Here is a 20,615-nt window from a genome sequence, read left to right on the forward strand (position 1 = left end):
AGGGTGGTGCGCGGCCGCGCATTCCTCGCGCTTCGCTTTCGGCGGTTCGGTCCGGCCCTTTCCCCAAGCGTGCACGGGAGTGGGGGAGTTCTGGTGGTCGGCCTCGGAAGTCGGTGGGACGGCAAGACGTCATGGTGGTGTCGGGTGGTGTGGGGGTGGCCTCGCGGGCATGACTGACCGACCGTCGGTCATTCGCGATGCTTGCACACGGCACTCGTTGAGTCAACAACAGATAACAGTCAGTGATGCCATTTCTTGTCGTTACTCAAAGGTAGTTCCTGCCATGGATCATGTGGCAACAAGTCGGAAGCGATCCATGAAAGCAAGGTCAGAGAGTGCGGGGGAGCGGCTGCGGGCGCGTGACGTGAGGGCTCACTGGAGCGGGGGCGTCGGCGTCACGGCCCTGTTTCCCGAGCGTCGACAAGGTGGACACCCTGCGAGCGGGTCCGCGCACGAGGTCGCGGGGCGACCGGGAATGCCGTCGGTGCCCAGCGCCGCGTGAAGTCTCTGCCTCGCGGGATGCATGCTGCCTCCGGTGGAGCGAAAGCTCGTGAGGGGAGGGGGTGTGCCCTGGCTGTACGGGGGTGACGTGCGCCGTGCGGACCGCATCTCGATGCGACAAAACTCTTTGAACCTTACAGCAGAGCCAACTGGCCCGCCCGTCCGTGACGTTGAGAACGCGCCACTGGATGCGTCATGAAATCAAGGCCTTGCGCAGCAGACCGTACATCGGCCGGCAGGCCTGTGGACGGCGGCGTACTGCCCCCCCGGGGGGTTATCCCTTGAGGCTTCCGCGGCTATCCCTTGGGGGCGAGGACCACGGCGGTTCCGTACGCGCACACCTCGGTGCCCACGTCCGCCGCCTCCGTCACGTCGAAGCGCATCATGAGGACCGCGTTCGCACCCCGTGACCTGGCCTGCTCCACCAGCCGTTCCATGGCCTGGTTCCGCGTCTCGACCAAGGTTTTCGTCAGCCCCTTCAGCTCGCCGCCGACCAGGGACTTCAGGCCCGCGCCGATCTGCGAGCCGAGGTGCCGCGAGCGCACCGTCAGACCGAAGACCTCACCGATGACCTGCTGCACCTGATGCCCCGGAACGTCATTGGTGGTCACGACCAAGACGTCGGACTGCGCGGCCTGGCCGCCGCCGAAATCCTCGATGCCCATACGAGTGCACCTCCTCGACGCCAGCATGGCCTGCTCCGCTGCGTCGTGCCAGTGGGCCCCGGCCCGGGTGCGCCCCGAGAGGTACCGAGGACCGCCCCGGCCGGCTCAGGCCGGGGCGGTGCGCCCGCGGTCACTCCGACGTACGGGCCCGGCGGGCCGTGGAGCGTGCCGCCTCCTGGGCCGTGTCCTTGACCGACGACACGGCCTCGCGGGCCGGTTCGCGCAGTTCGGCCCCGGCCTCGCGGGCCGCCCCCTGGGCGGCGTCCTTCACGGGGGCGACGAGCTCCTCGGAGTGGTCGCGGACCCGCTGGCCGACGCGGGTCTCGGCGGTGGTCGGCGGGAAGAGCGCGCCGACGAGCAGGCCCGCGCCGAAGGCGACCATCCCGGCCGCCAGCGGGCTGCCCTGGGTCCGGGCGCGCATCCGCTCGGGCGTCTGCCCGGCCTGCTCCCGCACCTGCCCGGTGGTGTCGCCGACCTGCGCGCTGGTGGCGCGCGCGGTGCCCATGACCCGGTCCCTGACGCCCTCGGCGCGGGAGCGCACGGCACGCGCGCGGCGGCGCGCCACACGGGGCGGGCTGAGCCGCTCGGCGAGTCGGTCCACGCTGTCGGACAGATGTGCCCGGGTGTCCTCGGTCTCCTGCCTCAGCCGGTCGGGTGTCGGGCCCATTTCGCATCCTCCTTCAACGAGTCGATCGAGCGCTCGGGCGTGAGCTGCACCGCGTGCATCCGCTTGCGCCCGGTGACGTACAGGACCGCGCCGACCACCGCCCACACCGCGGCGACGATCAACGCCGCCCACGCGCGGTCCATGACGTGGTCGAGGCCGAAGACCGCCGCGAGGCTGGCGAGCGCGAGGGCGAGGCCGGTGGCGTATCCGGAGCCCCCGTACAGACCCGCTGCCTGCCCCGCCTGTCCGCCCTGTTCCTTCAGCTCCGCCTTGGCCAGGTCGACTTCGGTGCGCACGAGATGGGTCAGGTCGTGGGTGATCTCCCCTACGAGGTCACCGACGGACGCGTCCGGGGCGGGGGCCGGGCGGGCGGCCGGTGGCCGGTCGGTGTGCGGGGCGGGCACCGTCACCACCCCCGGCCGGTCGTGGGCGGCGGCGTGGCCGGGGGCTCCGGCGTCACCGGGGCGGCGGAGGCGCCCAGGCGGGGCATGGGCGGGGGCCCTTCGCCGGGGGCCAGGGCGGGCTCGGGCGCGTACGCGGCGACGGACTCGGGCGCTTCGAGCGGTGCTCCCTCGTCGGCGGGCCGCACCTCGGTGCGCTGCCCCGCCGCGCCGACGCCTCGCCCGAGCCGGGACACGGCGAGCCCGGCGAGGGCCGCGCCCGCCAGGAACATCCCGGGGCGGCTGCGCGCGAAGTTCCGCGCGTCGTCGAGGAGTTCGTCGGCGCGACGGTGCTCCATGCGGTCGGCGATACGGTGGCCGCTCTCCGCCAGCTGCCGCACGAGCGGTGCCGCGGGGGAGTCGGGCTTGGCGTTCTCGCCCATGTGCCACAGGTCCGTCGACAGGTGACGCAGGCCCGCCGCGAGGCGTCGCACCTGCGCGCCGGCCTCGTCCGCGGCCTGCTCCCGCAGCCGTTCGTACAGGTCCCGGCCCTGGGCGACGGACTCGTGGACCACCTCCGCCGCGCCCTCGCGGGCGGCGCCCGCGACGTCCTGTCCGGTCGACCGGCCCTCGCGGCCGGGCTTGTGCATCCGGTCCATGGTTTCTCCCTGTGCAGTGCCTTGATGTCGGACGCCGCGCCGGGTACCCGGGGTGCTGATCGGAACACCGTCCGTACGCGACACGCGACGGCGCACTCCGGATTGGCCCGGGCCCGATGGGGTCACCCGTGCCCGTATGACAGACGGCGACGAGCGCAGGCACCAGCGGGACACCGAGGCGGATGACGCGCGACAGCAGCAGGAGGACCCTGCCCCCGGCCCCGGCCCCGGCCCCGGCCCCGGCCCCGGCCCCGGCCCCGGCCGCGAGGTCGAGCGGGTCGAGCCGGACGAGCCGGGCGAGTTGCCCGCCCGTTCCTGGTGGGCCGTGTCGCGCCGCACGGTGAAGGAGTTCCTGAACGACGACCTGCCCGACCGCGCCGCCGCCCTGACGTACTACAGCGTGCTGTCCCTGTTCCCGGCGCTCCTGGTCCTGGTCTCCGTCCTCGGGGTGATCGGCGAGTCCGCCACGCGCAGCGTCCTTGACAACCTGGACGACCTCGCGCCTGGGCCGGTGCGCGACCTGCTGACGGACGCCGTACGGCAGTTGCAGGACCGGGGCGGGGTCAGCGGCGTGGTGGCCCTGGCCGGGCTCGCGGCCGCGGTCTGGTCCGCGTCCGGCTACGTAGCCGCCTTCATCCGCGCGGCCAACGCCGTCTACGACGTGGCCGAGGGCCGCCCCGTGTGGAAGCTGACCCCGCTGCGGCTCGGGCTGACCCTGGTCCTGATGGTGCTGCTCGCCGTCAGCGCGGTGATCGTGGTGTTCACCGGCCCGCTCGCCGAGCGCGCCGGTGACGCCATCGGAGCGGGCGACGTGGCGGTCACCGCGTGGTCCCTCGCGAAGTGGCCGGTGCTCTTCGTCCTGGTCGTCCTGATGATCGCCCTGCTGTTCTGGCGCGCGCCCAACGCCCGCACCTCCGGTTTCCGCTGGATCAGCCCCGGCAGCGCCGTGGCCGTCGTCCTGTGGCTGGTCGCCTCCGCCGGGTTCGCCGTGTACGCGGCCAACTTCGGCTCCTACAACAAGACGTACGGCACGCTCGCCGGTGTCATCGTCTTCCTCGTCTGGCTGTGGCTGACGAACCTGGCCGTCCTCCTCGGCCTGGAGTTCGACGCCGAACTCGCCCGCCAGCGAGCCATCAGCGGCGGCATGCCGGAGACGCAGGAGCCGTACGTGGAGCCGCGTGACACCCGGAAGTGGCCCCGCGAGCTGCGGAAGCGGCTGCGCGGGAGCGGCGGCGAGCGGGCGGGCGGGTGAGAGCGGTCCGAGAAGGGCCCGGCCCGGGACGGGACGGGCGGCGGCCGGTCACCGATGGTGCGGGTGGCCGGTCACCGGCGCCGCGGGCGGCCGGTCACCGCCGGGCGAAACCCGGGGCGTGCTCCGGCCGCACCCCCACCCCGCCCAGGTATCCGGCGACCGTCTGCAGCGGCGGCACCTTCTGCAGGAGCTTGAGCGGCAGCGGAAGCCGGTCGCCGCGGAGCGTTCCGGCCAGGGCGGGCCGCAGCAGCTTCTCGTGCTCGCCCCGCTGCGACGCGTGGGTCACCGCCATGGGCAGCCAGCGCCGCTTCTGCACCCGCTCCAGGTCCCGCAGGCCGACGTCGCCCCGCCGCAGCGGGGCCGCGAGGATGCGGGCCGCCGCCACGGCGTCCTGCACCGCGAGGTTGACGCCGACGCCGCCGACCGGGGACATGATGTGCGCCGCGTCCCCGATGCACAGCAGGCCGTCGCGGTACCAGCGGCGCAGTCGGCCCATGGTGACCTCCAGGAGTTTCACGTCGTCCCAGGACCCGATCCCGCGCAGCGCATCGCGGTCCCAGTCGAGGAGGTCGGCGAGCCGGTCCCGGAACCACTCGATGCCGTGGGCCCGCAGCCGCGCGTCCGCGCCCTTCTCGATGAGGTAGGAGGTCTGGTAGTAGTCGCCCCGGTCCATGGTGGCGGCGACCTGGCCGTCGCGGACGCTGAGGAACACGCGGCCGTCCTTGACCGGGTCGCGCGGCGCGGGCACGCGTACCTGCCACACGTCGATGGGCACGTCGAAGTAGTCGGGCGCGAGCCCGGCCTCCCGGCGCACCCGTGAGTCCCGGCCGTCGCAGGCGACGGTGAGGTCCGCGGCCAGTTCGCCCCGGGCGCCGAGCGCGTCGACGTACGTCACGCCGGTGACCCGGCCCGTCCGGTCCGTGGACAGGCCCGTGACCGTCGTGCGCATCCGCAGGGTGAAGCCCGGCTCCTCGGCGGCTGCGCCCGCGAGCAGATCGAGGAAGTCCCACTGCGGCACCATCGCGATGTATTTGTGACGGCCGGGGATGCGGCGCAGGCTGCCCGCGACGACCGTCGTCCCGTCGATGTGCACCCGCATCTCCTGGAGCTTGCGGGCGGGGAGCTCGGCGAAGCGTTCGCCGAGGCCCAGTTCGTCGAGCAGCCGCAGGGTGGAGGGGTGGACGGTGTCCCCGCGGAAGTCGCGCAGGAAGTCCCCGTGCTTCTCCAGGACGGTCACCTCGACTCCGGCCCTGGCCAGCAGCAGGCCGAGCATCATGCCCGCGGGTCCGCCGCCCACCACACAGCACGTCGTGCGCTCGCGTTCCATGTCCGGCACCTTTCCCCTCCGTAGGGCGCCTCATGTCGCCGGGCGCCGCCACGCAGCACTCTAACCGATCGGTCAGATATCTGACCGGTCGGTTAGTCAAAGAGATGTCGGGAGCGTCGGCCGAAGCGGCGCCGAGGAGATCTGACGTCGCATCAGAAAATCTCTTCCGTCGTCCGGACGCCTGCGGCATCCTGCGCCCATGCAGACGGAGCTGAGCAAGAGACTGGGAGTCGAGCACGCAGTCTTCGGCTTCACACCTTTCCCCGCGGTGGCCGCGGCCATCAGCAGGGCCGGAGGCTTCGGCGTGCTCGGCGCGGTGCGCTACACCGCGCCCGACGACCTCGCGCGCGACCTCGACTGGATGCAGGACCACGTGGACGGCCATCCCTACGGCCTCGACGTGGTGATGCCCGCGAAGAAGGTCGAGGGCGTCAGCGAGGCCGACGTCGAAGCGATGATCCCCGAGAGCCACCGGCAGTTCGTCAAGGACACCCTGGCTCGGCACGGCGTACCCGAGCTCGCCGAGGGTGAGGCGGCGGGCTGGCGCATCACCGGCTGGATGGAGCGGGTCGCCCGCGGCCAGCTCGACATCGCCTTCGACTACCCGATCAAACTCCTTGCCAACGCGCTCGGTTCACCGCCCGCGGACGTCGTCGCACGCGCCCACGAGCGGGACGTGCTCGTCGCCGCGCTCGCGGGCAGCGCCCGGCACGCGCGCAAGCACGCCGAAGCAGGCCTCGACATCGTGGTCGCCCAGGGCTACGAGGCGGGCGGCCACACCGGCGAGATCGCCTCCATGGTCCTCACGCCCGAAGTCACCGAGGCCGTCGCACCGATGCCCGTGCTCGCCGCGGGCGGCATCGGCAGCGGCGAACAGGTCGCCGCCGCCCTCGCCCTCGGCGCGCAGGGCGTGTGGCTCGGCTCGGTCTGGCTCACCACGACCGAGGCCGACCTGCACTCCCCGGCCCTCACGCGCAAGCTGCTCGCCGCGGGCTCCGGCGACACCGTCCGCTCCCGCGCGCTCACCGGTAAACCCGCGCGCCAGCTGCGTACCGCGTGGACCGACGCCTGGGACGACCCGGCGGGACCCGGCACGCTGCCCATGCCGCTGCAGGGGCTGCTCGTCGCCGAGGCCGTCTCGCGGATCCAGAAGTACGAGGTGGAGCCGCTGCTCGGCACGCCCGTGGGGCAGATCGTCGGCCGGATGACGGCCGAGCGCAGCGTCCAGGCCGTCTTCGACGACCTGACCAGCGGCTTCGAGAGGGCTGTCACCCGGCTCAACCGGATCGCCGGGCGCGCTTGACCGCGTGCTCGGGCGACCCCGCGTCCTCCCCGGGCCCCGCCGCACGCCACCGGGGCCCGACCCCACCGCTCCAGGAGCTCGACCGCACCGCCCCACGAGCCCGACCGGATCGGTCCACCGACCCGACCCCCCGGCCCGTCCCCGCCCGAGGAGGCAGCCCGATGACCAACAGCGCCCCGCCCAACGGCTTCTGGGCCCAGGCGACCGCCGACCCGGACCGGACCGTGCTGACCGCGCACGACGGGACGTCCTGGACGGCGGGCCGCCTGCACGCCGCCGTCAACCAGCTCGTGCACGGGCTGCGCGCGGTGGGCCTGGAGCGCGGTGACGCGTTCGCCGTCGTCCTGCCGAACGGCGTCGAGCTCCTCACCGCCTACCTCGCCGCCGCGCAGGCGGGCCTCTACCTCGTCCCCGTCAACCACCACCTCGTCGGCCCGGAGATCGCCTGGATCGTCGCCGACTCCGGCGCCGAGGTGCTCATCGCCCACGAGCGGTTCGCCGCAGCGGCGACGGCCGCCGCCGAGGAGGCCGGGCTCCCGGCCGCGCGCCGCTACGCCGTCGGCGCCGCCCCCGGATTCCGTCCGTACGCCGAACTCCTCGCCGGGCAACCCGCATCGCCCCCGCGCGACCGGACGCTCGGCTGGGTCATGAACTACACCTCGGGCACGACGGGACGGCCGCGCGGCATCCGCCGCCCGCTGCCCGGCAAGCCTCCCGAGGAGGCCCACCTCGGCGGCTTCCTGGGCATCTTCGGCATCAAGCCCTTCGACGGCAACGTGCACCTGGTGTGCTCCCCGCTCTATCACACCGCCGTCCTCCAATTCGCGGGCGCCGCCCTGCACATCGGACACCCTCTGGTCCTCATGGACCGGTGGACGCCCGAGGAGATGCTGTGTCTCATCGACCGCCACAAGTGCACGCACACGCACATGGTCCCCACCCAGTTCCACCGGCTGCTGGCGCTGCCCGAGGAGGTCAGGGCCGCGTACGACGTGTCGTCGATGCGGCACGCCATCCACGGGGCCGCGCCCTGCCCCGAGCACGTGAAACGGGCGATGATCGACTGGTGGGGGGAGTGCGTCGAGGAGTACTACGCGGCCAGCGAGGGCGGCGGCGCGTTCGCGACCGCCCGCGACTGGCTGAAGAGGCCCGGCACGGTCGGGAAGGCCTGGCCGATCAGCGAGCTCGCAGTCTTCGACGACGGCGGCGACCGGGTGCCGCCCGGTGAACTCGGCACCGTCTACATGAAGATGACCACCGGCGGATTCGCGTACCACAAGGACGAGGCGAAGACCCGCAAGAACCGCATCGGCGACTTCTTCACGGTCGGTGACCTCGGCTATCTGGACGAGGACGGCTATCTCTACCTCCGCGACCGCAAGATCGACATGATCATCTCGGGCGGCGTCAACATCTACCCCGCCGAGATCGAGTCCGCCCTGCTCACCCACCCCGCGGTCGCGGACGCCGCCGCGTTCGGCATCCCGCACGACGACTGGGGCGAGGAGGTCAAGGCCGTCGTCGAGCCCGCGCCCGGGCACACGGCGGGCGACGCGCTCGCCGCGGACATCCTGGGCCACTGCGAACGGCACCTGGCGGGCTACAAGCGGCCGAAGAGCGTCGACTTCGTCGTGGCGATGCCCCGCGACCCGAACGGCAAGCTCTACAAGCGGCGCCTGAGGGAGCCGTACTGGGAGGGCCGGGTCAAGGAGCTCTGAGACCGCGGCCCGCGCACCACGGCTACCACGGCTCTCCGGAGCGGTCCGGCGCGGATTCCCACACCGAGGCGTCGTGGGCGAAGCAGACCCTCCGCGGCGCGAACGCGGCGAGCCGCTCCAGCCAGTGCGGGTACGCGGGCAGCAGCGCCCCCGCGCCGTCCCGCGCCGCCCGCCGGGCGAGGTGGTCGCCCGCGAACTGCGAGGCGAAGTCCCTGGCCTGGCCCGCGAGGACCACTGCGCCGTCCGTACGTTGCACGACCAGCGACTGGTGCCCGTCCGTGTGCCCGGGCGTCGGCACGATCCACACACCGGGCCAGACCTCCGCCTCTCCGGACAGCTCCTGATGGCGCACGCCGGGAAAGTCGACGAGGTGCTCGGCGGTGTGGCCGCCCCGGCGCGCGGCGGCCAGCTCCGCTTGCTGCACGAGCACGGGCCTGCCCGCCAGGAGGGGATTGCCGCCGCAGTGGTCGAAGTGCAGATGGCAGTTCACGACGAGCGTGATGTCGTCGGGGCGGGCCCCGGCGGCCGCCAGGGCCTCCGGCAGCGGACGGCGCCGGGGCCGGTAGTGGGCCTCGGCCCCGGGCCCTGCCTCGCCGATGCCGGTGTCGAAGAGCAGCAGCCCCCGCTCGTGCCGTACGAGATAGGCGAGCACGGGCTCCACCCGTGGCTCCGCCCCACCCGCCTCGGACGCGGGCCGGACGAAGTACCCGAGGTCGAGTCGGCGTATCGCTGTGGTGATCGGCATGCGGTGATCCTGCCCGGAGGGCGGCGCGGACGCTCTGCGCGTCTGCCGTCGGCAGAGCCGTCCCCTGCCGAAAAGATGCGTGCCTCAGCAAAGATGCGTGCCTCAGCGCCTCTCGGGACGCCGCCGTGGGGCGCGGACGGCACCACCAACCTGGAGATCATCCGCGGCGTCCCCGGGGGGGGCATCGGTGCCGGACAGGCTGTCTGCCCGGCGCGAGTGGAGGCTCGCGGTGCGGGCCGTCACATGGGGTCAGCCGTCCCGGCCTTGCCAAGTGGTGACGCAGGCCTCGTTCCCCTCCAGGTCGGCCAGCACCCAGAAGGCGGGGGCGCGGGTCGCGGACACGAGTCGGCCGCCGGCGGCCAGCGCGGCCTCGATCCGTCGGGGTGCCTCGTCGTGCGGAACGCTGATGTCGATGTGGAGGCGATTGCGCTGCGGACGCGCGCGGTCCATGGGCTGGAACCAGAGGGCCGGGCCCTGCCTGAGCGGGTCGACGAGCGGATCCTCCGGCCCCGCGGCGCCCGCCTCGTCGGCATAGCCCAACACCGCCTTCCAGAACGGTCGGATCCCGGAGATGTCCAGGGCATCGATGGCGATCTCCATGACCTGGACGGACCGGGGTGCCCCCGTTCCGAGTCCGGGCTCCGGCAGCACCCCGGACTTTTCAGCGGTGGCGGAGATCCGACGCGCCAGCTCGACATCCCGGGTGGTGACCGCCGCGTGGTCCAACGACTGCAGAGTGAAGACGGCCAGGTCAGGGCGGGCATCGACCCGCAGATGGCGATCGGCGTCGTCGCCGCACACGGCGACAGCGTCCGCTGCCAAGCCGATCGCTTGAGCCAACGTGCCGACCGGAACCGACGTTTGCAAGGCGCCCAGCATGTAGCGCCACCCGTGGTCCTGGACGGCCTCCGACGCTTCCTGCCGACTCAGTATCCGCTCCATGACCGCATCCTCGCAGGCCCACCGCCGGCCCCCGCCTACCGGTACTTCCGGACAGGCCCCATCGGAAGGGTTCCCCGGGGTACGGCGGCGACCGGACCGCCAGGGGGTCGCGTCCGGCGGTAGGAGATACTGGGCGCCATGTCCCAGGCGATCTTGCGTACCGAACGGGTCGAGTTGGTCCCGCTGTCCGATGAGCATGTCGAGTTTCAGATCGAGCTCGACTCCGACCCCGAGGTGATGCGCTACCTGGGCGGGGTCCGCAGCCGTGAACAGGTGGTGGAGAAGGCGCACCGGGCGGCCCTCGCGGACGCGGAGCGGGCCGAGGGCCTGGGGTACTGGGCCGGGTTCGTCGAGGGGGACTTCGTCGGCTACTGGATCCTGCGCCCGCCGGGAGACGTCGACGAGGAGCCCGCGGAAGGCCAGGCCGAACTCGGCTATAGGCTGCTGCGGCGCCACTGGCGGAAGGGCCTGGGCAGCGAGGGCTCGGCCGAGCTGATCCGGCACGGCTTCGAGGACCTCGGGCTCGACCGGGTCTGCGCCATGACCTCGGCGGGCAACGCGGCCTCCCGGGCGACGATGGCCGCTGTCGGGCTGCGCCACGTGCGCGACTTCGACGCGGACGCCGGCTGGTTCCCGCCGGGGACCGACCTGCGCTCCGTCGAGTACGCGCTCACGCGGGAGGAGTGGCAGGAGGCCCGGAGCGCCCGCCGCTAGGGAACGCTCAAGGCTCACGGGACGGCCGCGCCGGGATCGCATCCGGCGCGGCCGTCGGCCGTTCCCGGGCGGGTCAGGCGTTGTTCGGGAGGGGTGCGGTGGGGCTGACCAGGCCGTTGGTGCGCAGGTCGGTCCAGAACGCGGCGGGGATGCCCTCGTTCAGGGCGGCGGTGTCCTCGGCGATGCGGCTGGGGCGGGTGGCGCCGGGGATGACGGCGGCGGTGGCGGGGTGGGCCAGGGAGAACTGCAGGGCGGCGGCCTTGATGCTGACGCCGTGGCGCTGTGCGAGGGCCTTGAGCTTGCCGACGCGTTCGATGATCTCCGGCGGGGCCTGCTGGTACTCGAAGTGGGTGCCGCCCGCGAGGATGCCGGAGCTGTAGGGGCCGCCGACGACCATGTCGACTCCCTGTTCCTGGGCGGTGGGCAGCAGGCGCTGGAGGGCGTGGTCGTGGTCGAGGAGGGTGTACCGCCCGGCCAGGAGGAAGGCGTCGGGGCGGGGCTCGTCCAGGGCCAGGGTGAGCTCGATGGGCTCGGTGCGGTTGACGCCCAGGCCCCAGGCCTTGATGACGCCCTCCTCGCGCAGGCGGGACAGGACCCGGAAGGCGCCGGTGCGGGCTTGTTCGAACTTGTTCAGCCACTGGTCGCCGTGGAAGTCCTGGGCGATGTCGTGGACCCAGACGATGTCGAGGCGGTCGGTGCCCAGCCGCTTGAGGCTGTCCTCGATGGAGCGCTCGGTGGCGTCGGCGGTCCACTCGTGGACGATCTTGTTGGGGTTGCCGTGCTCGAACAGTCCGCCTTTCTCGCCGAAGTCGGGGGTGGCGCTCTCGTGCTCGTCGAGAATGACGCGGCCGACCTTGCTGGACAGCACGTAGGAGTCCCGGGGACGGGTCGAAAGGACCTCGCCCAGCCGCGTCTCGGCCAGCCCGGCGCCGTAGAAGGGAGCGGTGTCATAGAAGCGGATGCCCTGGTCCCAGGCGGCTTCGACCGTGGCGCGGGCCTCGTCGTCGGGAATCGCGCGGAACATGTTGCCGAGCGGAGCAGTACCGAAACCCAGCCGCCCGGGCAGGATGTCGCTGAGTGACATGAGGGTGCCTTCGCAGGTGAGGGTGGACGTCCGTGAGTGCGCCGGCGGCTCCGTCGACGGAGCCGGGCGCTGGAAGGGATGGACCACCGGGTTGCGCGAGCGCCGCATTTAGATGCGGACGCGCCTTACATGCGTAGACAATAGTTGCAGACGCGGGCTAATGCAAGGAGTGCCGCACTCTGCCGCAAGGGCTCAGGCGGTAGGCGTGCTGCACGGCGCTCGCCTCCGAGGCGACGGGCGGACGCGCCCCCCAGCCGAGGGGTGGGGTGTCGGAGGGGATCCTCCTCGGCGGTCAGGTCGTCCTCGAGTCCGGTCGCTCCACGGACGTCCCTGTCGGGCCGCATCGCTGGGCACCACGTCGGCGGTCGTGAACTGAGCGCTGGACTGCTTCCTCGAAGTGCTCATCGGCCAACACCCGGAACGGAATTGAGCACTGATTGCTCAGGACGCCACGAGCAGGCCGTCCTAGACTTCCCTGTGTCTTCCGAAATCTTCCGAGGAGCGGTGCGGCCAAGGGCCCTGAAAAAGGCCCGTGAACGACCAGCAGGAGAAATCCGGGAGAGAGGGAAGTGGAATGAGGATCGCCAAGTCGGCGAAGGTCACGGCGGCGACCGCCGCCGCTGCCGCCGCAGCCGTCATCGGGCTTTCTGCTCCGGCCGGCGCGACGGGCGACGACGACGTGCGCACCAGCGGTCTCGGCAAGGACCGGATCGTGGCAAACAGCGCGGCGTCCATCGACAACGAGAACGAGGTCTTGAACGCCCTGGGATACACCTGGTCCAACTGAACGGGGGATCGCGGGTGCGCGACCCTCGGAGCGTCCGGGACATTACTCCCGCGTTACCTCTGCAACCTCGAATCACGCTACTTCTCAGAGGCCGTATAGGGCCTTGCTCAGAGGGAGGCATAGCGGTGGCTGTTCGGCCGTGATGGCGTCGATGACGGCTGGGGCAGCGTGTGCCGGGGCGCCGGGCTGGTGGCGCGAGGGGCGCGGTGTGTGCCCGCGGTGGTGGCGTGGGCGTCGATGGGTGTGGCTCCTACGGGGGGAGTCCGGACCGCAGTCGGAGCGCTCACGAACCTGCCCGCGCCCGGCGGCTCCACGCCTGCGTCCCCGTCCTCCTCCGGGGAAGCGCCGCTGGTGTACGTGGCGCTGGGCACGATCATCAGCGATCCGGACTTCTTCCACTGCTGTGTCCGGGCCTTCGCCGATCAGCCGTACCACGTCGTGATGTCCGTCGGACGCGGGGCGATCCGGCCTCCCTCGGGCCGGCTGCCCCGCACCATCGAGGCCCACCGGTCCGTACCGCAGACCGCCGTACTCGCCCACGCCTTCGTCACCCGCACCGGCATGAACTCCACCATGGAGGCCCTCGCGGCGGGCGTACCGATGCTCGCCCTGCCTCACACCCCCGAAGCGCGGACCACCGCCGACCGCATCGTCGAACGGGGCCTCGGCCACACCCTCGCCCCGGCCGAGGCGACGGCCGACCGGCTGCGCTCCGTCGTCGCCGACCTGCTCGGCGACGCCTCCGGGATGGCTGAGCTGAGGATCCGGCATCACCGGCAGGGCCGGTGTCGGGGTCGGGCCTCCGCCCCGTGGCGTCGAAGGCCCACGCCGGTTCCACCGGCTCTCGCTCTCCCGTTCCAATCCGCTCCCCTTCGCGGTCCGAATGCCTGTGTGTTGTCTGTGGGGGCGCCTTCGTGGCGCTCTTGGGGGAGGAATCAATGACGGGGAACGGTCCGAAGACGTCCGATTGGCCTTTGGTCGGCCGGGCACGGGAGCTGGTCGCGATCGGGGCAGTGATCGGCACGAGCACGGCCGCCGGTTCAGGTGGCAACGCCGGCGGCGGGGTGGTGCTGGCGGGCGAGGCCGGGGTGGGCAGGACCCGGCTGGCGCGAGCGGTCCTGGCCCGTGCCCGACGGGCGGGCCGGGGCACCTGCTGGCTGGCCGCCACCCGCACGTGCGCGAGCATCCCGTTCGGCGCCCTGCTGCCGCTGGTCGCGGGCGACGAGCCGCCGGGCACTGATCCGATGGCCGTGCTGCACCACGCGGTCCGGCATGCCGCTCGGCACCGGCCGCCGCTCGTCGTGGGAGTCGACGACGCCCATCTGCTGGACGAGCAGTCGGCGTGGGTGATCCACCAACTCGCCTTGCGCGGCCTCGTATCCGTGGTGGCGACGGTACGAGCGGGAGAGCCCACACCTGATGGGGTGACCGCGCTCTGGAAGGACGCCCTGGCCCACCGGATGCTCGTCCCACCGCTGACACCAGGAGCGATGGACGACCTTCTGACGTGCTCCCTGGGACCCCAGGTGGAAGGGGTGACCCGGCTGGCGATCGTCCGGACGGCGGCGGGCAGGCCCCGGTTGCTGAGGGACCTCCTGGTCGAGGCGTACGAAGACGGTGCGCTGGTGCGCCGGGAGGGAGTGTGGCTGTGGGACCGGGCCGCCGAGCGCACGACGGGCTTCGGACAACCCGCCTCGACGCTGTGGGACGAGGCCGTGTTCGGCTGGACGCACTGTCTCGGCCTGGTGCTCGCCGGACGATTGCACGAGGCGAGGAACCTCGCGGAAGCGGGCTACAGCGGAGCCGTCGACCAGGGAATCAGGGAGGTGGCCATCGGCTGGGCCGGATGCCGGGGCGCGATAGCCAAGGCGCAAGGGAAGGTGGCGACCGCCCAGGCGGTGCTGCGGGAAGCGGTGGCCGCGCTGCACGGGCGCGGTGCCGACCAGCTCGCCCGCTGGCTGCTCGCCGACCTGGGCGGAGCCGCGGCCCTCGCCGGTGACGCCGCCGGGGCAGGGCGGTGGATGCGGCGCGCCGACGCCCTGCGCACGGACGGCCCGCAGGGGGAGGTCCGGAGGCTGGTCGACCCCTGGATCGAACTCGACCGCGCCTGGGTGATCGCGGCCGAGGGGAACCTGGAGCGCGCCGCCCGGCAGGCCCGGTGGGCGGCCGATCTGGCCGACGACACCAAGCAGTACGACGCCGAGGCCATCGCGCTCTACGACGTCGCCCGCCTGGGCGCGCCCTCCTCGGCCACGCCCCGGCTCGCCGACCTCGCCGAGACCGCGCACGGACCGCTGGTCCCGGCCCTCACCAGGGCGGCGGACGCGCTGGTCGCCCTGGACGGCTCCGCCCTCGACGCGACGGTCACCGCGCTCGACGACCGCGGCCTCGCGCTGCACGCCGCCGAGACGGCGGCCGCGGCCGCACGCGCCCACCTGACGGCGGGAAACCAAGCGGCGGCGGTGGCGGCGCGGACGCGCATGACCGCGCTGCTCGACAGGTGCGAAGGTGCCAGTACGCCCATGCTGGTGGCACAGCGGGGCCTGGGCGTGTCCGCGCTCTCCCGGCGGGAGCACGAGGTCGCGCTCCTCGCGGCTTCCGGGCTGCCCAGCAAGGTCATAGCCGAGCGCCTTTCGTTGTCGGTGCGGACCGTCGACAACCACCTGGGCCGCGTGTACGCCAGGCTCGGCGTCTCCGGCCGCGCCGCGCTCGCGGTGCTCATCGGCCAACACCCGGGACGGACTTGAGTATTGATTACTCAAGACATCGCGAACTCGCACTGAATAGCCTTCCCTGTGTCTTCGATTTTCCCCTAGGAAAGGTGCTGTCAAGGGGCCTTGTGAAAGACCCTTGAACGACCAGGCGAAGGAATTCGGGAGAGAGGGAAATGACATGAGGATCCCCAAAGCAGTGAAGGCCGCGACGGCGACCGCCATCGCTTCCGCGGCAGCCGTCATCGGGCTTTCCGCTCCGGCCGACGCGGCGGGCGGCGACGGCGTGTGCCAGTTCCGCGAATGGTGCTTGTACGCCTCAGTGAACCTCGGTGGGTCGCTGTACGACTACAGCGGCGGGGACACCAACTACAGCAACGAGACGTTCCTCACCGCCGGTGTCGGCCAGTTCCGGGCGGTGGCCAACAGGGCGCTGTCCGGCGACAACAGGAACTTGACCATGTACGTCCAGGCATTTACCGGACCCAATTTCACGGGGACGCGCGGGGTCGCGGCTCCCGGAACGTCCGGGACGTTCGCGCGACCGTACTTCGCCAACCTCGAATCGCACTACTTCTCAAGCGGTCCGGCAGGCGTGGCCCCGGCTCCGGGCCTGCTCCGCTGATGCCACTCCGGTTCCCCGCCCGGTCCGCCGGGCGGGGAACCGGTTCCACCGAACGGAGACCCCATGCAGCTCACGACGGAACGAGTCGCCGCCGCACTGCTCCTGATCGCCTTGTCGGCGGCGACTGGCTGCAGCAGCGGTTCCGATGCAGGTTCCGGCGCCGGCGCCGGGGCCGAGCCCGAGGTGAAGTCGACGCCGACCGTACTGGCCGCCGCTTCCCTGAAGCTTCCCCTCGACGCGTACCAGCTGTCCTCGGACGAGTTCGACCGGCTCGCCGCGGCGCAGAGCACCCTGGTCGCCCGGTGCATGCACCGCTTCGGCTTCGCATTCCGCATGCCGGACCCGCCGCCTCAGCCCGAACCACCGGACGGCAACGAGCGGCGCTACGGGACGACCGACAGGGCAGCGGCCGCGAAGTACGGCTATCAGCCGAAGCCGCCACCGCCCGGGAAAGCACCGGCCTCGAAACCGGCTCCCACGAGCGATGACCCCGCGGAGACGTCCGTACTCCTGGGAAAGGGACAGCGGTCGTGGAAGGGAAAGCCCATCCCTGAGAAGGGCTGCGCGGGTGAGGCGGCGCGCGGGCTGTCGTCCGGCGCTCCGCCCCTCTCCGACAGCGAGTCGTCGACAGCGCAGAATCTCTCTGCGGAAAGCTTCACACGCTCACAACGCGACTCCCGGGTACGCGCGGTGCTCACCCAGTGGGCGCGGTGCATGAAAGCGCATGGCTACGACTACGCCACCCCCCTCGACCCACCGGGAGACCCTCGCTTCACCGCGCGTGTCACGGCCCAGCAGATCGAGACGGCGAACGCCGATATCACCTGCAAGAAGAAGACCAATCTGGTCGGTGTGTGGTTCGCGGTGGAATCGCGCTACCAGAAAGACCTGGTCACAGAGAACCGGACCACCCTGGAGAAGCTGAGGCGCAACAACCAAGCACAGCTCGCCGAAGCGGCGCGCGTCACAGGCAGGACGACTCCGAGGTGACGACTTCCGCCGGTGCCGGCACCGGTGCCGGTGGGGGGTGTTCGGATGGCCGATTCACACTCACGTCCCCAATACATTCAGGTGGTCCACACCCGGGTGAGAGTGGACCATTACGGCCACGCTCACCGCGTGCACGATCACCCGGTGTCGCCGGTGGCGGCGCTCCGAGAGACGCCCGAGGGCAGCGGGTTTCGCCGCGCCGCCGTGGTCACCCTCCTGGTGCTGTTCGGGCTCAGCGGCCTCGTCGTGGTGGCGATGACGCGTGCGCACATGAGGGAGGTGCACCACGGCATCGTCAGGCTGGAGGACTCCAAGCCGCCCTCCGAAGGGCCGGGTGACGCTGGTGCCGACGCCCGAGGGGTGGGCCCCTCGGGGCGCCGACCGGTGCGCAGGTCGGTCGAGTGCGGCAGGATGCCCCTACTCCGGCGCCTGGAACCCCCCGATCTCCCGCTCAAGCAGTTCGGCCAGCCTCAGTGGGGTGCGGTCCTCGTACATCGGGCCGATGAGCTGTACTCCCACCGGCAGCCCCTCGGAGGAGCGGCCGGTCGGTACGGCGGTGGCGGGGAGGCCGGGCATGGTGGCCAGGCCGGCCCAGACGAGCTGGTCGAAGTACGGGTACTCGACGCCGTCGATGGCGATGCGGCGGCGCAGCGGGTCGGGATGGTGATCGTGGGGGAACGCGGGAGTGGGCGTGATCGGACACACCACGGCGTCGAACTCGGCGAAGAACTGGCGCCAGCGGTGGCGCTGGAGCTCGCGACGGCTGTTGGTCTCCATCCAGTCGCGGTGGGTGAACACCATGGCGCGCAGCCGCACCGCATCGAGGCTCTGGTCGTCCGCGCTCAGCTCCGCGGCCCGGGCCTGCAGTATCTCGTACGCGTCGATGGGAAAGCGTGCGACCGAGCCCGAGATCAGCAACTGCATGTAGACCACGGCGGCTTCGGCCAGGTCGGGCAGCAGCGGACTGTGCCGTTCGACGCGGGCGCCCGCGCCGACGAGCGCGTCGGCCACGCGCTGCACGCCCGCCCGGACGGCGGACCCGGTCGGAAGGAACGGATGCTGGTCGAGGACCAGGACCCGGAAGTCACTGAGCCGCTCGTGGCGCGCGGGCGGGAGCGTCAGCTGGTGTGCCACACCGAGCGTCAGCGGGTCGGGGCCGGCCATGACGTCGAGCAGGAGCGTGAGGTCGCGGGCGGTGCGCGCCATCGGCCCGACGACGGCCAGTTCGCTCTCGGTCGGCAGCGCGGGCGAGGGCGGCGGGACCATGCCGCGGTGCGCCACGAGGCCGAGCGTCGGCTTGTGCGCGTAGACGCCGCAGAAATGTGCGGGGGTGCGCAACGAACCGGCGATGTCCGAGCCGATGGACAGCGCCCCGAATCCGACGGCCAGGGCCGCCGCCGAACCGCCGGAGGAGCCGCCCGACGTGCGGCTGTGATCCCATGGATTGTTGGTCGTACCGTAGATCTCGTTGAAGCTCTGAATGTCCTGCAGCCCCAAGGGCACATTGGTTTTGCCGAGCAGTACCGCGCCCGCGTCCTTGAGGCGCGACACCTGCACCGCGTCCTCGGTGGGAAGGTAGTCCCGGTACTGCGGGATGCCCCAAGTCGTAGGCAGCCCGGCCATGTTGTACGACTCCTTGACCGTCACCGGAAGGCCGAGCAGCGGCCGGTCCTCCCCGCGGGCACGCGCCTGGTCGGCCTCGCGCGCGGCGGCCCGCGCGCGGTCGAAGTCCGGCACGCAGATCGCGTTGACGGCCTCGTCGTCCCGCTCAATGCGGGCGATCACCTCGTCGGTGAGTTCCACCGACGTCACTTCACCGGCGCGCAGGGCAGCCATGGTTTCTTCGGCCGTAGAAAATTTCCACTCCATGAATCCGACCGTAACGACCGTACTGAGAAGCCATAAAATGGCATTTCCCGCAACGGTTTTGATGGCTGAATCATCACGGCCAGGCGCGGTCGTCCACGGGCAGAAAGGGCTCGTCCGCCACGGCCACCGGTGTGGCGCCGGTGAATGCCATGACCTCGTGACGCAGAGGGGACTGGTCGCGGTAGCCTCCGCCCGTTGTCACGCGCGCTGCACTCTCGCCCGCGAGCATGCGGTGCACCGCATCTTGAAGCCGGATGAGGCACCACCCGCAAGCCGACCAGCTCGCCCGGAACCCCCGAACCCGGCCATGCCGACCCCGTCCACCCGGCTGGGCCGCTCGGGACGGGTGACGTACCGGGCGGCAGGATCGTCACGTACGGTCAGATGCGTTCGACCGGTACGTGATCCGGTACGAGGACACCCGGCTGTCCAAGGGGTGGATGAGCCGAAGCCCGAGAGCTGTCACTGCCGAAGACCGTCCAGTCGCCTGGTCACTGTGTCGAGTGTCGGCCACGGACGCCCCTCGCGCAGCACGCGCAGCAACTCCTCTCCGAACCGCCTCCCATTCGGGAACTGGTCACCAAGCTCCCAACGCCACGCGGCGACCATCGCGATGACAAGCTGTCGGCACTCCTCCAGCAGCCCGTGGTCAACGCGTGGGTAGTGCTCGCAGACCGCCTCGGGAACGTGGGCGAGATCGAACTCGACGGGTCCACGGCAGCACGTCTCCAGGTCGATGAACAACGGGCCGTTCCTCGTGCTGAGCACATTGCCTGGATGCGGCTCTCCGTGGAGCAGCTGCTCCACGGCGCCGCGCTCCTCGATCGCCCGTCGCAGGCTTGCGAGCCTGCCGCCGAGAAACACGCGGTCCGCGTCGGCGAGCTCCGTCGAGCGATCCGGGTCGGCGACAACGTCTTCCGCCTCCGTGATGCGGTCCGTGAACCTCGGGCTCGGCACATCGACCGTGCGCATGCCGGTGTGCAGCCGCTCCAGCGCCTTGGCGTAGGCGACTGGTGAGGTGTGAGGTGTCACGGGCTCGTAGTAGGTCCACAGCGTCACCGCGAAGCCATCGCGCGTGTACACGCGCGGCTCAGACCTGGACTCCAAGGGGCACGCCGGGGCTCCGACCTCGGCGAGGCGTTGAGCCAGCTCGACTTCGAACTGTGCGACCTCTTGCCCCACAGGGGCAACCCGGGCAAGGACGTCGCAAGGCGTCAGCCGCAGCGCCAGCTTGTTCGAGTTCTGGAGAACGATCGCACCGTCGGTCGGCAGGCCGAGCGATGCGGCAACCCACCTCGCAGCCGCGATCGCACGCGTCACGTCGGTCATCTCCACCCCTGGATCTTGGCACGGATGACGCGAGAGCTCTCGTGCCTCGGCTCAGCGGACCGGATTCGCCACCGGCGACGTACCGCTTGGAGGGGGCGCAGGCCGGACCCACCGGAACCGCCTTCTGCCGGGCCCACGGCCCGGGCGCGGGCGCCGAGGTCATCGACGCCGTTCCCGCACGGCTTCAGGCCCTCCTGGACCTGATGCGTGAACAGGCCGCGCTGGGCAACGAGGCGTTCCAGCAACACATCGCCGAAGGCCACACGGACCTGTACGAGGCGGACATCCGCTACGTGCGTGCCCACCGCGACCTGCTGCGGGCCGCCTTCGACGATCGGTAAGGCGAA

20 protein-coding genes are annotated in these 20,615 nt (G+C 71.7%); 10 read left to right on the top strand and 10 right to left on the bottom strand.

Features of this window, described 5'->3' with window-relative positions; all coding sequences use genetic code 11:
* Positions 1 to 797: 797 nt before the first annotated feature.
* From MQV74_RS38175 to MQV74_RS38190, 4 genes are all read right to left on the bottom strand, one after another.
* Complete coding sequence (locus MQV74_RS38175; protein ID WP_242728073.1) at positions 798 to 1,166, bottom strand: YbjQ family protein; 369 nt, start codon at positions 1,164 to 1,166, stop codon at positions 798 to 800.
* Positions 1,167 to 1,296: 130 nt separating this feature from the next.
* Positions 1,297 to 1,833, bottom strand: coding sequence for a DUF3618 domain-containing protein (locus tag MQV74_RS38180; RefSeq protein WP_242728074.1), 537 nt, complete (start codon positions 1,831 to 1,833; stop codon positions 1,297 to 1,299).
* Positions 1,809 to 2,237 carry a phage holin family protein gene (locus MQV74_RS38185; RefSeq protein ID WP_242728075.1) on the bottom strand — a complete coding sequence of 143 codons (429 nt, stop codon included), beginning with the start codon at positions 2,235 to 2,237 and terminating at the stop codon, positions 1,809 to 1,811. Before MQV74_RS38185 ends, MQV74_RS38180 begins: the two co-directional genes overlap by 25 nt.
* Positions 2,238 to 2,239: 2 nt before the next feature.
* Positions 2,240 to 2,872, bottom strand: a complete 633-nt coding sequence (locus MQV74_RS38190; protein ID WP_242728076.1) for a hypothetical protein — start codon at positions 2,870 to 2,872, stop codon at positions 2,240 to 2,242.
* Positions 2,873 to 3,008: 136 nt separating this feature from the next.
* On the opposite strand from MQV74_RS38190, the gene MQV74_RS38195 reads away from it, so the two are divergent.
* The gene (locus tag MQV74_RS38195) at positions 3,009 to 4,124 is read left to right on the top strand and encodes a YihY/virulence factor BrkB family protein (RefSeq protein WP_242728078.1); all 1,116 of its coding nucleotides are present in this window, start codon (positions 3,009 to 3,011) and stop codon (positions 4,122 to 4,124) included.
* 94 nt (positions 4,125 to 4,218) lie between these two features.
* On the opposite strand, the gene MQV74_RS38200 is transcribed toward MQV74_RS38195, so the two are convergent.
* Positions 4,219 to 5,451, bottom strand: a complete 1,233-nt coding sequence (locus tag MQV74_RS38200; RefSeq protein WP_242728079.1) for an FAD-dependent oxidoreductase — start codon at positions 5,449 to 5,451, stop codon at positions 4,219 to 4,221.
* A 199-nt stretch (positions 5,452 to 5,650) separates the two neighbouring features.
* Here MQV74_RS38200 and MQV74_RS38205 point away from each other — a divergent pair, with 199 nt between their 5' ends.
* Together MQV74_RS38205 and MQV74_RS38210 are read left to right on the top strand one after the other, a co-directional pair.
* Positions 5,651 to 6,754: a nitronate monooxygenase gene (locus MQV74_RS38205; protein ID WP_242728080.1), complete on the top strand. Its 1,104-nt coding sequence runs from the start codon at positions 5,651 to 5,653 to the stop codon at positions 6,752 to 6,754.
* Positions 6,755 to 6,915: 161 nt separating this feature from the next.
* A complete protein-coding gene (locus MQV74_RS38210; protein ID WP_242728081.1) occupies positions 6,916 to 8,472 on the top strand; it encodes an acyl-CoA synthetase in 1,557 nt (518 codons plus the stop codon).
* Positions 8,473 to 8,494: 22 nt separating this feature from the next.
* On the opposite strand, the gene MQV74_RS38215 is transcribed toward MQV74_RS38210, so the two are convergent.
* Both MQV74_RS38215 and MQV74_RS38220 read right to left on the bottom strand, forming a co-directional pair.
* Positions 8,495 to 9,217, bottom strand: coding sequence for an N-acyl homoserine lactonase family protein (locus MQV74_RS38215; RefSeq protein WP_242728082.1), 723 nt, complete (start codon positions 9,215 to 9,217; stop codon positions 8,495 to 8,497).
* Between the two features lie 249 nt (positions 9,218 to 9,466).
* Entirely contained in the window at positions 9,467 to 10,159 is a 693-nt protein-coding gene (locus MQV74_RS38220) for a VOC family protein (protein WP_242728083.1), read from the bottom strand.
* Positions 10,160 to 10,297: 138 nt separating this feature from the next.
* Here MQV74_RS38220 and MQV74_RS38225 point away from each other — a divergent pair, with 138 nt between their 5' ends.
* The gene (locus MQV74_RS38225) at positions 10,298 to 10,873 is read left to right on the top strand and encodes a GNAT family N-acetyltransferase (RefSeq protein WP_242728085.1); all 576 of its coding nucleotides are present in this window, start codon (positions 10,298 to 10,300) and stop codon (positions 10,871 to 10,873) included.
* A 73-nt stretch (positions 10,874 to 10,946) separates the two neighbouring features.
* Here MQV74_RS38225 and MQV74_RS38230 read toward each other — a convergent pair whose 3' ends face one another.
* Entirely contained in the window at positions 10,947 to 11,957 is a 1,011-nt protein-coding gene (locus MQV74_RS38230) for an aldo/keto reductase (protein WP_242728086.1), read from the bottom strand.
* A 574-nt stretch (positions 11,958 to 12,531) separates the two neighbouring features.
* Between MQV74_RS38230 and MQV74_RS38235 the strand changes: the two genes are divergently transcribed.
* The 5 genes from MQV74_RS38235 (at position 12,532) to MQV74_RS38255 (ending at position 17,070) form a co-directional block, all read left to right on the top strand.
* Positions 12,532 to 12,744 (top strand): hypothetical protein, encoded by a 213-nt coding sequence (locus tag MQV74_RS38235; protein ID WP_242728087.1) that lies wholly within the window; start codon positions 12,532 to 12,534, stop codon positions 12,742 to 12,744.
* Positions 12,745 to 12,981: 237 nt separating this feature from the next.
* The gene (locus MQV74_RS38240) at positions 12,982 to 13,686 is read left to right on the top strand and encodes a nucleotide disphospho-sugar-binding domain-containing protein (RefSeq protein ID WP_278195454.1); all 705 of its coding nucleotides are present in this window, start codon (positions 12,982 to 12,984) and stop codon (positions 13,684 to 13,686) included.
* Positions 13,683 to 15,491 carry a helix-turn-helix transcriptional regulator gene (locus MQV74_RS38245; protein ID WP_242728089.1) on the top strand — a complete coding sequence of 603 codons (1,809 nt, stop codon included), beginning with the start codon at positions 13,683 to 13,685 and terminating at the stop codon, positions 15,489 to 15,491. The genes MQV74_RS38240 and MQV74_RS38245 overlap by 4 nt, the downstream gene beginning before the upstream one ends.
* Before the next feature lie 163 nt (positions 15,492 to 15,654).
* A complete protein-coding gene (locus MQV74_RS38250) occupies positions 15,655 to 16,080 on the top strand; it encodes a peptidase inhibitor family I36 protein (protein WP_242728090.1) in 426 nt (141 codons plus the stop codon).
* Positions 16,081 to 16,143: 63 nt separating this feature from the next.
* On the top strand, positions 16,144 to 17,070 hold the full coding sequence (locus MQV74_RS38255) for a hypothetical protein (RefSeq protein ID WP_242728091.1): 927 nt from the start codon (positions 16,144 to 16,146) through the stop codon (positions 17,068 to 17,070).
* Positions 17,071 to 17,487: 417 nt separating this feature from the next.
* On the opposite strand, the gene MQV74_RS38260 is transcribed toward MQV74_RS38255, so the two are convergent.
* Both MQV74_RS38260 and MQV74_RS38270 read right to left on the bottom strand, forming a co-directional pair.
* Positions 17,488 to 18,939, bottom strand: coding sequence for an amidase (locus MQV74_RS38260; protein ID WP_242728092.1), 1,452 nt, complete (start codon positions 18,937 to 18,939; stop codon positions 17,488 to 17,490).
* Positions 18,940 to 19,401: 462 nt separating this feature from the next.
* Positions 19,402 to 20,268 (bottom strand): phosphotransferase, encoded by an 867-nt coding sequence (locus MQV74_RS38270; RefSeq protein ID WP_242729367.1) that lies wholly within the window; start codon positions 20,266 to 20,268, stop codon positions 19,402 to 19,404.
* 41 nt (positions 20,269 to 20,309) lie between these two features.
* Between MQV74_RS38270 and MQV74_RS38275 the strand changes: the two genes are divergently transcribed.
* The gene (locus tag MQV74_RS38275; RefSeq protein ID WP_242728093.1) at positions 20,310 to 20,609 is read left to right on the top strand and encodes a hypothetical protein; all 300 of its coding nucleotides are present in this window, start codon (positions 20,310 to 20,312) and stop codon (positions 20,607 to 20,609) included.
* The last annotated feature ends 6 nt before the right edge of the window (positions 20,610 to 20,615 follow it).

It is taken from the genome of Streptomyces sp. AN091965 (genome assembly GCF_022698285.1).
Classification (GTDB): domain Bacteria; phylum Actinomycetota; class Actinomycetes; order Streptomycetales; family Streptomycetaceae; genus Streptomyces.

Coding starts and splice junctions, on each gene's coding strand:
- MQV74_RS38235 (WP_242728087.1), top strand. CDS start 12,532: ATGAGGATCGCCAAGTCGGCGAAGGTCACGGCGGCGACCGCCGCCGCT.
- MQV74_RS38200 (WP_242728079.1), bottom strand. CDS start 5,451: ATGGAACGCGAGCGCACGACGTGCTGTGTGGTGGGCGGCGGACCCGCG.
- MQV74_RS38255 (WP_242728091.1), top strand. CDS start 16,144: ATGCAGCTCACGACGGAACGAGTCGCCGCCGCACTGCTCCTGATCGCC.
- MQV74_RS38240 (WP_278195454.1), top strand. CDS start 12,982: ATGGGTGTGGCTCCTACGGGGGGAGTCCGGACCGCAGTCGGAGCGCTC.
- MQV74_RS38270 (WP_242729367.1), bottom strand. CDS start 20,268: ATGACCGACGTGACGCGTGCGATCGCGGCTGCGAGGTGGGTTGCCGCA.
- MQV74_RS38260 (WP_242728092.1), bottom strand. CDS start 18,939: ATGGAGTGGAAATTTTCTACGGCCGAAGAAACCATGGCTGCCCTGCGC.
- MQV74_RS38210 (WP_242728081.1), top strand. CDS start 6,916: ATGACCAACAGCGCCCCGCCCAACGGCTTCTGGGCCCAGGCGACCGCC.
- MQV74_RS38175 (WP_242728073.1), bottom strand. CDS start 1,166: ATGGGCATCGAGGATTTCGGCGGCGGCCAGGCCGCGCAGTCCGACGTC.
- MQV74_RS38195 (WP_242728078.1), top strand. CDS start 3,009: ATGACAGACGGCGACGAGCGCAGGCACCAGCGGGACACCGAGGCGGAT.
- MQV74_RS38220 (WP_242728083.1), bottom strand. CDS start 10,159: ATGGAGCGGATACTGAGTCGGCAGGAAGCGTCGGAGGCCGTCCAGGAC.
- MQV74_RS38230 (WP_242728086.1), bottom strand. CDS start 11,957: ATGTCACTCAGCGACATCCTGCCCGGGCGGCTGGGTTTCGGTACTGCT.
- MQV74_RS38215 (WP_242728082.1), bottom strand. CDS start 9,217: ATGCCGATCACCACAGCGATACGCCGACTCGACCTCGGGTACTTCGTC.
- MQV74_RS38225 (WP_242728085.1), top strand. CDS start 10,298: ATGTCCCAGGCGATCTTGCGTACCGAACGGGTCGAGTTGGTCCCGCTG.
- MQV74_RS38180 (WP_242728074.1), bottom strand. CDS start 1,833: ATGGGCCCGACACCCGACCGGCTGAGGCAGGAGACCGAGGACACCCGG.
- MQV74_RS38190 (WP_242728076.1), bottom strand. CDS start 2,872: ATGGACCGGATGCACAAGCCCGGCCGCGAGGGCCGGTCGACCGGACAG.
- MQV74_RS38205 (WP_242728080.1), top strand. CDS start 5,651: ATGCAGACGGAGCTGAGCAAGAGACTGGGAGTCGAGCACGCAGTCTTC.
- MQV74_RS38245 (WP_242728089.1), top strand. CDS start 13,683: ATGACGGGGAACGGTCCGAAGACGTCCGATTGGCCTTTGGTCGGCCGG.